The following is a 13,197-nucleotide window of genomic DNA, read 5'->3' on the forward strand; positions in this document are numbered from 1 at the left end:
GCGCGTGCCCCTGAATCCGGGACGGATAAAGCTCTATAGAAAAGGTATAGGTCGCCCTGGTCATGAGCGGCGGGAACATCACTCGCCAGCACCTGCGAGAGGCGCTGGCCTAGTTCCGGCGGCGGTACCGATCGATTCGGCGTTACGCTCCGGCGGGAAAGTCTTCAGCTCCCGGTTCGAAAGAGATAGCGGGTGTCGAAAAGCCCGTAGAGCGTGGCGGTCGTGTTGCCGAATACGTTGCGCACGGCCGTCATTCGAGCCGCATTGGCGGTGAAGATCACCGGCAGGTTCTCGGCGGCGATCGCCTGGGCGCGGTGGTATAGCGCCACCCGCGTGGCATGGTCAAGTTCCTGGCTGGCCCGCACGTAAAGGTCGTCGATCTGAGCCTCCCAATCGGTGGCCGGCCGCTGCTGCTTCGGATGCCATAGGTGAAATGCGCCGGTGCTGTGCCACAACCCGATGCCGCTGTAGGGATCGCTGCCGCCGGTGAACCCGATAACCGTCGCCTGCCAATCGTAGGTTTCGGTTAGCTGCTTAACCACGTCGCTGAATTCGATCAACTGGACGTCGGCCCGCACCCCGATATCGGCGAGGCCCCGGGAGATGATCGCCGCGACCCTTTCGCGCACGCTGTTGCCTTTGTTGGTAACCAGCTTGAACGCGATTTCGTTGCCGGCCGAATCCTCGCGGATTCCGTCGCCGTCGGTGTCCCGCCAGCCGAGGCCGTCAAGGATCTGCCCGGCCCTCGCCGGGTCGTATTCGTAGCGAGGCACATCGGGGTTGTGGAAGTCGCCGGCCGAGGGGCTGACCGAAGACCATTGCGGGGTTCCGAACCCGTTCAGCACCTGCCCGATGATCTCGTCGCGATCAATGCTGTGGGCGGCGGCCCGGCGAAATTCGGTGTTGGTGAACCATGCCAGGACTTTCGGCTCCAGATAGGGTTGCCCGGAATCGGGATCCCGGCCCGGGTTCATGTTGAAAGTCAGGAATGTCGACCCGAACGTTGGGCCGCGCCGGTGGATTGTGAAATCGCCGTCTGCTTCGCGGGACTTGAGATCGGCGTACTCCTCGCCCAGCACCCCGTGCACGTCGACCTCGCCGGCCAGGAACAACTCCAGTTCGGCGTCGAAGTCCGGAACGTATCTGAAATTGACGCTGTCCAGATACGGCAGCGAGTTGCCGGCGGCGTCGCGCAGCCAATAGTTGGGATTGCGCCGCAGGGTCAACTGCTCGTCCGGATCGTAGCTCTCGATCGTGAACGGGCCGGTGCCGATGATCTCGGCCGGTTCGGTATCGACGCCCCAGGCCTCGGCGAAGGTGCCTTCGTCGACGTATTTCTCTAGGACGTGCCGCGGGTAGATCGCCGTGCCCATCGCGCGCAGGAACGGGGCGAACGAGACCGGCAGATCGAAGCGCACCGTGTACTCGTCGACCGCCGCCACGCTCATCCGGGCTTCCTGCCACTGACCGGATTCCTGGTCCAGGAACCGGAACGTGAACGAATCGCGGCTGCTGGCGGGAATGTCGTCGTTGTAGATGATCCGGTTGAACGTGAATTCGACGTCGCGGGCGGTGAAGGGTTCACCGTCATGCCAGCGCACGCCTCGGCGCAGGCTAAATGTCCAGGTGAGACCGTCGTCGGAGTGAGTCCATGACTCGGCCAGGGCCGGTTCGACCTGGTTGGTAAGCCAGGAGATTTCGGTCAGACCCTCGAAGAGATAACCCAGCACGTTCGATGACGAGGTGTCTTTTGATACGGCCAGGTTAAAGGTCAGCGGTCCGCCTATGCTGGCGTAGTTGATCGATCCGCCCGGGCGTCCGACCTGGTAGCTGAAATCGCTGGCGTTCTGGTTCAACTGGGCGATTCTTTCCCAGGCCAACAGATCGCCGTCCGGCCGCGATTGGAGTCCGTAGGGACCGTTAACCCAGGTTTGCTGCCCGTCGCTGAAAGCGGTCCAGTTGTCGGCCTTGCGCCAGGTGAGCAGACCGCTCTCGGTTCGCTGGGTGGCCTCGCCGGTGGCGGGGTTGAAGCGCTCGTTCTCCAGGCAGGCGCCGACCCGGTCCGCGCCCTCGGAGAGCGTGATAAGCGTCTTTATCGCGGCAAATCCCAGTACGAAATCGCACCGCGCAGCCGCCGCCGCCGGCGCGCTGGATAGGACGAGCAACCCGGCTATGGCTAACGCGACGAGGCGGTTCTTCAATGCATGTTCTCCCGGTTTGGCGATGACCGCGGAACCGGGTTGCGGATCCGGACCTCGACGTGATTAATTCTTGGCCACGACCGATTCGAAATCACAACGAAATTCCGATCGGATCGCAGCTCGCGCGTCCAACCCGCACTCGCGGCGCTGTCTCTTGAGCGGCCGGCGCAGAGCATGCGGCGTCAGGCCCCCAATGGCTTGGCGGCCAGGCATTCGCCGAATCCGATCGAGCCGACCGCCCCCGGACTATTCCGCCAGGCTTCCAACGCGCCCCGGCCGCGCTCGAATTCATCCGCGGTCGAGAGACCGTGCTTGATCGCCGCCTCCACCACCGCCGGCGAGTGAAACCAGTCGACTATGAATCCATAGAAGAATTCCACGTCTCCGTCGCTCCCGAAACTGTCAAACGAGAAGCTCGGCTGGATTTCTTCGAATCCAGCCTTCAGCAGGGCGCTCTTGAGCTCCTTGCCCAGCTGCGGGTGGCCGCCGTTGGCCGACAGCAACTTGGTGAATACGGCCCATGCCCTATCGATTTCGACCGAACCCGGCTCAAGGAACGAGGACTCAACGATCGCCTCGCGGCAGGCGATGATGCCGCCCGGCTTGAGAACCCGGCGCACTTCGGCCAGGGCGGCGAATGTATCCGGAATGTGCATCAGCACCGCGTGGCAGTGGGCCACGTCGAAGGTATCGTCCTCAAACGGCAGGTCGTTGACGTTGCCGACGTGGAAGGTGACGTTGTCGTGCCCGCCGGATTCGGCCGCCGACCGGGCCAACCCGATCTGAGTCTCCTCCATATCGATTCCGTGCAGATGCCCGGGATCCACCGCTTCGGCCAGACCGAGGGAAATCGTTCCCGGACCGCAGCCGAAATCGAGGACGGTCTGCCCGGGCTCCAGGCGGGGGAGCAGATGACGGGCATGGGTCCTGGCGCTGCGGCGCCTCAGGAGCTGGCGAAAATCCTCGTCATACCCCATGGTGTAGCGGCTTTCCGAAGGCGAATCCGGGCTCATTTGCGACTCGGCAGAGTTAATTGGAACGGCGCTGAGATTTTTGCAATTTGGATGCCAGATCCGGGCCGTCAACAACGATCCGGATTGCTTTTGAATTGACTTCGCCTGTCCGGTGTTGCGCTTTCCAAGTGGTGAAATTGGGGCGCGTCAAACCAGAGTTCAAGACACCCCCTGTTCGATCCGGGCAACACATTTCTGGTTGCATCAGCGAATGGTTGCCGCTTCGCGGTGAAGTGCTATCCGGGCTGGCTTGGCTTAAACCCGGGCCGGCAGCGCAGCGCCTTGCTGACTTTCACCAATTGTCGTTCGGACTGATGATTTATACTTTACACCTTTATAACGGTTCCGGCACAAAAGTGATACGGCGACAATGTCCAAAGCCATGCGCACCTTTTGCCAGCGAGGCTACGTATCGCGCAAGGGCTGCGATCGCCTCAATCAGGTCCTGGCCGAGTGCGCGGAGCTGTACAACGCCGAGTTGGAAACATGGCGTATGCAGTACAAGGAGACCGGCAGGAGCGATTCGCTGTTCGACCGCTTCAAGGCCTTCACCGCAGTCCGAAATGCCGATGATTTCTGGTATGGCATGTCGCTTTTGGTGGGTCGTGGAGTGTTGTGCCGGGCCGATAGGGCCAAGAAGTCGTTCTACCGCCGGGCAAAAAACGGCGAGAAACCGGGCTATCCGAGATTTAAGCCGCGCAATCGCTACCGCACCATCCAGCTGGAGCAGGCAGCCCCGGGGATGATCAAACCCGATAAGCGCGGCTACGTAGTAAGGATTAAAGGTCTGCCCGAAATTAGGCTGCGGACAAAGCGTGAATTGCCGTCGTCGGATGACATCAAGTCCATCCACATCACTTTCAAGGGCCGCCGCGTCGGCGTAAATCTTATCTACGCGGTTGATATGAAACCACTGCCATACAACCGCGCCAGGGTCGGGCTGGACTTGGGTGTCCTGTCGCGCATTACCACCAGCGACGGGCGGAAGGTGGAGCGCCGCCGGCCGGACCGCGAGGAGATTACCGGCAAACAGCGGAGGCTGTCGGCGTGCAAGAAGGGAAGTCGAAGGTATCGCAAGCGCCGGAGGATTCTGGCCAACGCCCACGACCGGGCAAGGGTCCGGGACCGCGGCCGGTGCCATGAGATCACCACCGCTATCGTGCGCCGCCACGGCTTTATCGCCCTAGAGGACCTGGACAAGCGAAATATGATCAGATCGGGCGGTGCAAGAAAACGTAGTCTCAACCGCGCAATCTTGGAACAAACCTGGGGACGAATCGTAAGTCAGCTCGTCTACAAGGCAGCGTGGGCCGGCAGAGAGCTCGTATTCGTTGATCCCAGGGACACCTCGCAACTCTGCTCGGGCTGCGGAGCGAAGGTGCAAAAGAGCTTGCAGGAAAGGATGCACATTTGCGGCTGCGGACTGGTGCTGGACCGCGATCACAACGCAGCGATCAATATCCTGAATAAAGCTCTCGGGGGTGGGGTTATTCCCCCGGCCGTCGGTGAGACGGCGTGAATATGTGCCGGTTGGTTTTCCGACCTAGGTATATAAGCCCCAGTAATTGGGTTTCGCAACCGGGCAAAGGGCCTCAATGCACCAACCGACAAACCTGATCGAGGTCGACGGTTTGTGGAAGTGCTTCGGCAATACGTCCGAGCGGGTATTCACCCCCGAATACCGGTCCAAGAGCCGGTCCGACATCCAGTCCGAACTGGGAATCGTACTGGCGCTCCGCAACGTGTCCTTCGGCGTTCGCCCCGGTGAGATATTCGTGGTGATGGGGCTGTCCGGCAGCGGCAAATCGACCCTGGTGCGCTGCCTGATCCGACTGATCGATTCCGACCGCGGCCGAATCCTTTTCGATGGGGAAGATATCGGCGCCCTGGAAGGCGGCGAGTTGCTCCGGTTCCGGCGCGAAAAGATGGCGATGGTCTTCCAGCACTACTCGCTGCTGCCGCACCGCCGGGTCCTAGACAACGTCGCCTACGGCCTGGAAGTTCAGGGCATGGACCGGGATTCGCGCTACGACCTGGCCGCCAGGGCGATCGAAACCGTGGGCCTCGACGGCTGGGAGGATTACTACCCGCGCGAGATGAGCGGGGGCATGCAGCAGCGGGTCGGCTTGGCCCGGGCCCTGGCGGTGGACCCGCAGATCCTGCTGATGGACGAACCCTTCAGCGGGCTCGATCCGCTGATCCGGCGCGAGATGCAGGACGAATTGCTCGACCTGCAGAAAAACATGCGCAAGACGATCGTCTTCATAACCCATGACCTTAATGAGGCGCTCAAGCTCGGCGATCGGATAGCCATCATGCGCGACGGCGAGATCATCCAGCTGGGAACTCCGGAGCAGATCGTGACCCGGCCGTCCGGCGGATACGTGCGCGAGTTCGTGCGCGACGTATCGCGGGCCAAGGTCATCCCGGCGCGGGCGATCATGCGGGAGCCGAGGGCGTTGCTCAAGGAGGACCTGGCGCCGTCCGCGGCGCTGCGAATGATGGACGACCGCGGATTTGACGCCGCTTATTTGGTCGGGACCGATGCACGCCTGCGCGGCTTGGTGAGCAGGTCCAGCTTGGCCGATTGCGCGCGGGGAGACCGGGAATCGCTTGCCGGAATCCCGACGACCGATGTCGCTCGCGTCTCCGCAAGCGCCCCGGTGGAGTCGATCATTACCCTGGCGGCCCGCTCCGAACGCCCGGTAGCTGTGGTTGATGACGACGAACGCCTGGTCGGTGAGATCCACCGCCTGGTTCTTCTGGCCGCCCTTGCAACCGCCCCACCCTAGGACCGGTAACCATGAATCAAGCACCCACCGGCGAAACTGCCCCGGCCCGGCTGGCGCAGCGCCTCGATTTCAGCGGGCTCCCGGTCCTGCACCGCTGGCTGGCCGGATTCGTCGCGCTCGGGCTGGTGCTGGTGATTTCGCTGGCGATCTGGGGGCCGGAAATGGGGTTTCCGACCGACGTCGGGAGCCGGACATCGAGCGACGGTACGCTCGTGCTCGGTGAAACCGTGCGCGATGTGACCAGCCGCGCGATCGACGACGGATTCGACTGGATAACCCGCGAAGGCGCGTGGTTCTTCGACGGGATCAGCGCCGCGGTGACGTTCGCCCTGGTCAACATCGAAGTCGTGCTCAAGTGGACTCCCTGGCCGGTGGTCATCCTCGGCTTGGCGGCGGTCGCCTTCGGCGTCGGGCGCTGGCCGCTTTTCTCGTTCACCCTCCTGGCCCTTTTCTTCGTGGGCATGATGGACCTCTGGGAGAACGCCATGGACACCGTGGCCCTGATGGCCGTATCGGTCGCGGTGGCGGTGGCGATCGGCCTGCCGCTGGGCGTGCTCGGGGCGCGCTCCGGCATCGCCGACAGCATCATGCGCCCGATTCTGGACGGCATGCAAACGATGCCCAGCTTCGTCTACCTGCTGCCCGGCATCCTTTTCTTCGGCCTGGGCAAACCGGCCGGGGTTTTCGCCACGATCATCTATGCCGTGCCGCCGGTCATCCGCCTCACCAACCTGGGCATCCGCCAGGTTTCGGCCGAGACGGTCGAGGCCGCGCGCGCGTTCGGCTCCTCGCCGCTGCAGATCCTGACCAAGGTACAGATTCCGATCGCCCTGCCGACCATCATGGCCGGCATCAACCAGACAACCATGATGGCGCTGGCGATGGTGACGATCGCCAGCCTGGTGGCGGCCGGCGGCTTGGGCGACAACGTTAACCGGGCGCTGCAGAAAAACGAGCCCGGCAACGGATTGCTGGCCGGCCTGGCGATCGTGTTCATGGCCATCATCATCGACCGGTTGACCCAGGCCGTCGCCGGCGCCCGGCAGGGACCGATGAGCGTCGGTTGATTGCCTTGCCACATCGGCGGCGCAGGGTCTGCGCCGGGCCTAATGTGATGATGGTGGGTGGCGATTGATGGCTTCGACCCTTACGAATCCATCCCCCGACCGATCGGAAGCCGGAACTTGAAATTTGCAAAAACACGGATATTTGCCCTTGCGCTGCTAATGCTGATGTCGGTGGCGCTAGTCGGGTGCGAGTTGACCGAGTCAGAGGACCAAAAGCAGACCGTCATTTTCTCCGACCTGAACTGGACCAGCGCCCAGTTCCAGAACCGGGTGGCCCAGTACATCCTGGAAAAGGGCTACGACTACCCGACCGACGTGGTGTTCGGGGGAACGCTGCCGCTTTTCCAGGGCCTGCGCCGCGGCGACAGCCACGTGACCATGGAGATCTGGCTGCCCAATCAGGATGAGCCCTGGATGGAGGCCCAGGCCGCCGGCGAGGTCGTTTCGGTGGGCGCAAGCTTGGGCGAAGACTGGCAATCGGCCTTTGTCATTCCCAAATACCTGCAGGAGCAGTACCCGGACCTGGACAGCATCGAGGACCTTAAGGAAGAACGGTTCAAGGAACTGTTCTCCACCGCCGAAACCGGCGGCAAGGCGCGACTGGTCTCGTGCGTCATCGGCTGGGCGTGCGAGGAAGTTAACGCGCAGCAGATCGAGGGCTACGGCCTCTCCGAGCACGTTCACATCATCAATCCCGGCGATGGCGCGGCCGCCAACGCCGATCTGTACGGCGCCTACGAGCGAGGCGAACCCTGGCTGGGTTACCAGTGGGGCACCAACGACCCGGCGGTGGAACTGGAACTGGCCCTGCTGGAGGAGCCGCCCTACAGCGACGAGTGCTGGTTTACCACCAAGGCCTGCGCCTACGAGCCGGCGACTATCCTGATCGCGGTCCACCCGGATTTATTCGCCGCCGCCCCTGATGTTGTCGCAGTGCTCCGGGCGTGGGACATGAACATCGAGCGTTACGACGCGGTTGGCAAGTGGCGTCGCCAGAACGAGGGCGTGAGCATCAACGATACCGCCCTCTGGTGGCTCAACAACAACGTCGAAGTCTGGTCTGGCTGGGTGACCGAGGAAGCGGCCGAAAAAATCTCGGCGGCCCTGGCCGAATCCGAAGTTGCGGAGGGCTGGCCGACCGAATAACTCAGCCTTCCCATTGCGGGCGGGGCCGGTTTCGGTTTGCGCGCGTTCGCCGTCCGGTTAGTCCCGGCGCGGCCCGGATCGGTTTGCGGCCCGGAGGTCGAAGGTTTGCGGAAGCCCGCTCCCTAGCCGTCCCGCGGAGCTTCTTCGGTGTTTGCCCCGTCGTTCTTGATCATCGAGGTTGCCAGCGTGATCATCGAGGCCAGGTCGGTCATGTTGGCCGGGACCACGAATGTGTTGCCGCGTTGGGCCAGCTTGCCGAATTCGCCAACGTACTGTTCGGCGATTCGCAGCCGTAAAGCGTCCTCGCCGCCCGGTGCGGCAACCGATGCCGCGATCGCGCGCAGCCCGTCGGCAGTGGCGTTGGCAATCGAAAGAATGGCCTGGGCTTCGCCTTCAGCCTCGTTTATCTGCTGCTGACGGGCGGCCTCCGACTCGAGCACGACCCGCTGTTTGGCGCCCTCGGCGGCGTTAATCACCGCATCGCGTTCGCCTTCCGAGGTCAAGACGGTGGCGCGTTTTTCGCGCTCGGCCCGCATCTGCTTTTCCATCGCCCCCAGGACGTCGCCGGGCGGGTTGATGTTGCGGATTTCATAGCGCAGCACCTTAACTCCCCAGGCGTCGGATGCCTTGTCCAGTTCGGCCACCACCGACGCGTTGATCGCGGCGCGCTCCTCGAACGTGCGGTCTAGGTCGAGTTTTCCGACCTCGCTACGCAGGGTGGTTTGGGCGAGCTGGGAGATCGCGAACCGGTAGTTGGTTATCCCGTACGAAGCCAGGCGGGCATCGAGGATCTGCATGTAGATGACCCCGTCAACCCCGACCTGAACGTTGTCGCGCGTGATGCAGATCTGCTCGGGAATGTCGACCGCTTCCTCTTTCAGCGAATGCTTGTAGGCGACCCGCTGGATGAATGGGATCAGGACATAGAAACCGGCCTGGTAGGTCGTGCGGTAGCGTCCCAGCATTTCGATCACGTAGGCCGACTGTTGCGGGACGATGATGGCGGTCTTGGCGATGACAATGATCACCACCAATGCCAGCAGCACGAAAACCGCGATTGGTAGAAATTCCATTTACATTGGCTCCTTATGGCGTCGTTTCGTCTTCGGCGCGAAGGTGTAGGGTCAGACCGTCAACCCGCTCGACGCGGACCCTCTGCCCGTCGGTCAGGGTGCTCGAGCCGAGATTGTGGGCCTCCCATTTGGCGCCGCGCAAGCTCGCCTGGCCGTAACCCGCCGGGGCGATCTCGTCGATCACGAATGCGTGCTCGCCGGTGATTGCCTCAAATCCGCCGCTGCGGTTGATCCGCTCGTGGGCATGGCGGCGCAAGCCGACCAGCAGCGCCAGCGCCAGGACCGCAAAAATCGGCCAGTGGGCCCAGAATGGCAGGTCGCTCGCCAGCACGACCAGGATTCCGACCAGGATCGCCGCAATGCCGACAAACAGCAGGTAAAGGGCACCGCCGCCGACCAGCTCCGCGATCAGCAGCAGGCCGCCAAGCGTTATCCATCCCCACCACGGCACGGTTTAAGCGGTTGCGCCTTTCGATCTTTAGACGGTAGCGGGCGGCTCAACCGTGCCCGCACTCCATGCGGACACGCGGCCCAATTGATTTTGGCAGCTTCGCTCCGGTGCCAGCGACGACCCGGGCGCCAACCCCGGCCGGGCCGCTTAGTGGGTCAGGATCTGATCCAGGAAAAGCTTGGTTCGGCGGCGTTTCGGGTTATTGAAGAACTGCTCGGCGGTCCCGATCTCCACGATCTCGCCCTCGTCCATGAAGATGACCCGGTCGGCGACGTTGCGGGCAAAACCCATCTCGTGAGTGACGCAGATCATCGTCATCCCCGATTCAGAGAGCTCTTCCATTGCCCTTAAGACTTCGTTGATCATCTCCGGATCGAGCGCCGAGGTCGGTTCGTCGAACATCATGACCTTGGGGTTCATCGCCAACGCCCGGGCAATCGCCACCCGCTGTTGCTGTCCGCCGGAGAGTTGTCCGGGAAATTTTTCGGCCTGCTCGGGGATGCCGACGCGCTCCAGCAAGCTCCGGGCCAGGTCCTCGGCCTCGCGCTGCGGCATGTGCCGGACTTTCTGCGGCGCCAGGGTGATGTTGCGCAGGACCGTCAGGTGCGGGAACAGATTAAAGGACTGAAACACCATCCCGGTCTCGGTGCGGATCTTGGTCAGCGTGCGCGCGTCGTCGGTCAGTTCGGTGCCGTCGACGACGATCCGACCTTCGTCGTGGCGTTCGAGCTGGTTGATGGTGCGCAAAAGGGTCGACTTGCCCGAACCCGAAGGGCCGATGATCACCACCACCTCGCGCTCACGGATCGAGACATCTACCCCGTTTAGGGCGGTAAAGTCCCCGAAGCGCTTGACCACGCCTTCCAGGCGGACGATTTCCTCTCCCAGTTGATGTGCCATTGGTTCCTCCCGGTCAGCGGGTTTGGCGCGGGCTCTCGCCCAGGCGTGATTCGGCGGCGCTGCCCAGCCGCGAAAGCAGGTAAGAGACGACCCAGTAAATGAGTGCAACGATCAGGTAAACCTCGAAGAATGCGCCCTCAGCGATGTCGGACTGGCCGGCCAAGACCTTCTTGGCCTTTTCCAGGGTATTGACCAGCGATATCGCCGCCAGCAGGGCGGTGTCCTTCCAAAGCGCGATGAATCGGCCGATGATTGCTGGAATCACCGCCTTGATCGCCTGCGGCAGGATGATGAACGCGTATTTCTGGGTGGCGTTCAATCCGACCGCGTCGGCGGCTTCGAACTGCCCGCGCGGTATTGATTGCAGTCCGCCGCGCACCACCTCGGCGATGTAGGCGCCACCGAAGAAGGCGAACACGAACATGACCCGGAAAACCAGGTCGATGCTCGAGAAAGCCACTCCGATCGGACCGAGCTCGTCCTGCAGGAAGGTTGCGAACAGCAACCAGACCAGCAGCGGCGCGGCGCGGACGGTCTCGATGTATCCGACCGACGCAATCCGGATCGCCCGAAACGGGGAGAACCGGCCCAGGGCCAGAAACAGCCCGATCACGAACGAGAAGAATCCGCCGACGGCAAAGACCACGAAATCCAGCAGGACGCTTTCCCAGTGGAGGGTGGAAATTCCGATCTGCAGAACCACCACCAGCGGGATAAGCAGCACCCAGGCGGCCCCGAACGCCTGGCGCAGGATCGGGCTGTGGCGCCAGCGGGCGAGTTCTCGGCCAACGATCGCGCCACCGGCCATTACTGCAAAAACCCCCGCCAGCAGCAGCCATGGGCCCCCGAAGGGCACCGCTAGGCCGAACGAGAGCGCGTAAAGCCAGCCCGGCGCCCAGCCCCCCGATTGGATCAATTGACGGTCGATACCGGTCACGACCGTGGTCTGTCCGCCGGATTCGATCGTATCGGTGAACTCGAACTCCTGGATCTGGAATTCGAGTCCCAGGCCGAAGGTGAGGATGATTACGGCCACGATCCCGACCGTTAGCAGGTAGGGACGCAGGTGTCCGACCCAGACCCCGTAGGTGAGCGCGGCCAGGGCGGCGCCGAAGAACACCACGATCCAGATCCGGTACGCCTCGTCGGCCGGGTAGCTGCCGACGAAGAAAAGCTTGCGGTTTATCGCCACGAGGCCCCAGTTGGCGTCGAAAAGGACGAACCTGAGTACCACGAATCCGAGCACCGCCGCCACCAGCAGGGCGGCAATCGTCAGTATCGAATTCCCGCGCGAGTTGAACAGGTTCTCGCGTGACCAGCGCAGGCCGCGCGCGATCGATGTCTGTACCGGGATGTCGCGCGTCACTTGATCTGCACGTTCCGGTTGATGGTGTTCATGATGAACGAGATGATCAGGTTGGTCGTGACGAAGACGACGAATATGAAGGCGTACGTCTGCAGCAGATTGCCGGAGTTGTTAACGATCCGGTTCGAGATCAGGACGATCTCGCCGTAGGCGATCGCATGCGCCAGGGTGGAGTCCTTGTTGGCGTTCTGGAACTCGTTGTTCAGGGCCGGGATCATGATGCGCAGGGCCTGCGGGAGGATGATCAGGGTGAACCGCTGATAGGCGGTCAGTCCCAGCGAAGCCGAGGCCTCGGTCTGCCCGTGGTGCACCGCCTGGATCGATCCGCGCACTATTTCGGCAATGAACGCGCTGAAGTAGAGGGTGAGCGAAATCAGGGCGCTGATGTAACCCAGGCCCAGCAGATTGCCGCCGGTGTAGCCGAAGAACCCCGCTTCGGACACGGTCACGCTGGGAAGATCGGGCCGAATCGGCATCAGCAGGCCGAGGTATGCGACCAGGGCGATTCCGGTGAATAGCCCCAGTCCCCAACTGTTGGGCCGCAGACTCTCGCCGGTCTCGGCCTCGCGCTGGTCGCGCCGTTTGCGGACCTGCCAGCCGACGACCCCGGCCACCACCACCGCAATCAACCAGACCCACCAGAACTGGTTGTCGGTCTGCAGCCAGGGAATGGCGATGCCCCGGTTGGAGATGTAGAGCAGCCTGCCCACGCCCAGCTCCTCCTCGATTCGCGGCAGGGCCCGGAAGGCGGCAAAGGCGAAGAAGAACATGATCAGCAGCAGCGGCAGATTGCGGAAGAGTTCGACGTAGACTAGGCCCATGCGGTTAACCAGCGGGTTGCCCGAAAGTCGGGCCACGCCTACCAGAAGCCCCAGGAGCGAAGAGGCGGCGATCGCGAAAAGCACCACCGAGATCGTGTTGCCGGCGCCCTTGAGCATGCCTATCCAGCGCGGGTCGCTGGCTTCAACGTTGAGGAAGGGGACTATCGAGGTCCGGTCGGGGCTTCCGTATGGGCCGAACAGGAAATCAAAGTCGAAGAAATTGGTGGCGATCGAATAAGCAAAGTAAAGTGCCACCGCGGCGGCGCCCACCCCGACGACCGTGTTGACTAGCAGATAGCGCGAACGCCGCCGGTACCAGAGTTCGGCCAGGGGCTGCTTCAAGTGGATAGCCGCGCGCTTTAAAAGG

General features: G+C 62.7%; 11 protein-coding genes. 4 read left to right on the forward strand and 7 right to left on the reverse strand.

What is annotated here, in order from left to right:
- Positions 1–164: 164 nt before the first annotated feature.
- Both F4X41_09325 and F4X41_09330 read right to left on the reverse strand, forming a co-directional pair.
- A complete protein-coding gene (locus tag F4X41_09325; GenBank protein ID MYB17209.1) occupies positions 165–2,225 on the reverse strand; it encodes an ABC transporter substrate-binding protein in 2,061 nt (686 codons plus the stop codon).
- A 158-nt stretch (positions 2,226–2,383) separates the two neighbouring features.
- A complete protein-coding gene (locus tag F4X41_09330) occupies positions 2,384–3,214 on the reverse strand; it encodes a class I SAM-dependent methyltransferase (protein ID MYB17210.1) in 831 nt (276 codons plus the stop codon).
- A gap of 370 nt (positions 3,215–3,584) precedes the next feature.
- Here F4X41_09330 and F4X41_09335 point away from each other — a divergent pair, with 370 nt between their 5' ends.
- From F4X41_09335 to F4X41_09350, 4 genes are all read left to right on the forward strand, one after another.
- Positions 3,585–4,733: an IS200/IS605 family element transposase accessory protein TnpB gene (locus tag F4X41_09335; protein ID MYB17211.1), complete on the forward strand. Its 1,149-nt coding sequence runs from the start codon at positions 3,585–3,587 to the stop codon at positions 4,731–4,733.
- A 76-nt stretch (positions 4,734–4,809) separates the two neighbouring features.
- Positions 4,810–6,006, forward strand: a complete 1,197-nt coding sequence (locus tag F4X41_09340) for a glycine betaine/L-proline ABC transporter ATP-binding protein (protein ID MYB17212.1) — start codon at positions 4,810–4,812, stop codon at positions 6,004–6,006.
- A gap of 161 nt (positions 6,007–6,167) precedes the next feature.
- On the forward strand, positions 6,168–7,073 hold the full coding sequence (locus F4X41_09345; GenBank protein ID MYB17213.1) for an ABC transporter permease subunit: 906 nt from the start codon (positions 6,168–6,170) through the stop codon (positions 7,071–7,073).
- Between the two features lie 117 nt (positions 7,074–7,190).
- A complete protein-coding gene (locus tag F4X41_09350; protein MYB17214.1) occupies positions 7,191–8,219 on the forward strand; it encodes an ABC transporter substrate-binding protein in 1,029 nt (342 codons plus the stop codon).
- A gap of 122 nt (positions 8,220–8,341) precedes the next feature.
- Here F4X41_09350 and F4X41_09355 read toward each other — a convergent pair whose 3' ends face one another.
- The 5 genes from F4X41_09355 to F4X41_09375 all read right to left on the reverse strand — a co-directional run bounded on the left by F4X41_09355 (position 8,342) and on the right by F4X41_09375 (position 13,172).
- The gene (locus tag F4X41_09355; GenBank protein MYB17215.1) at positions 8,342–9,292 is read right to left on the reverse strand and encodes a paraslipin; all 951 of its coding nucleotides are present in this window, start codon (positions 9,290–9,292) and stop codon (positions 8,342–8,344) included.
- A gap of 13 nt (positions 9,293–9,305) precedes the next feature.
- The gene (locus F4X41_09360) at positions 9,306–9,743 is read right to left on the reverse strand and encodes an NfeD family protein (GenBank protein ID MYB17216.1); all 438 of its coding nucleotides are present in this window, start codon (positions 9,741–9,743) and stop codon (positions 9,306–9,308) included.
- Positions 9,744–9,890: 147 nt separating this feature from the next.
- Positions 9,891–10,619, reverse strand: a complete 729-nt coding sequence (locus tag F4X41_09365; protein MYB17217.1) for an amino acid ABC transporter ATP-binding protein — start codon at positions 10,617–10,619, stop codon at positions 9,891–9,893.
- A 37-nt stretch (positions 10,620–10,656) separates the two neighbouring features.
- A complete protein-coding gene (locus F4X41_09370) occupies positions 10,657–12,009 on the reverse strand; it encodes an amino acid ABC transporter permease (protein MYB17218.1) in 1,353 nt (450 codons plus the stop codon).
- Positions 12,006–13,172: an ABC transporter permease subunit gene (locus tag F4X41_09375; GenBank protein ID MYB17219.1), complete on the reverse strand. Its 1,167-nt coding sequence runs from the start codon at positions 13,170–13,172 to the stop codon at positions 12,006–12,008. The genes F4X41_09370 and F4X41_09375 overlap by 4 nt, the downstream gene beginning before the upstream one ends.
- Between the last annotated feature and the right edge of the window lie 25 nt (positions 13,173–13,197).

The organism is Chloroflexota bacterium, assembly GCA_009840625.1.
Classification (GTDB): domain Bacteria; phylum Chloroflexota; class UBA11872; order UBA11872; family VXNJ01; genus VXNJ01.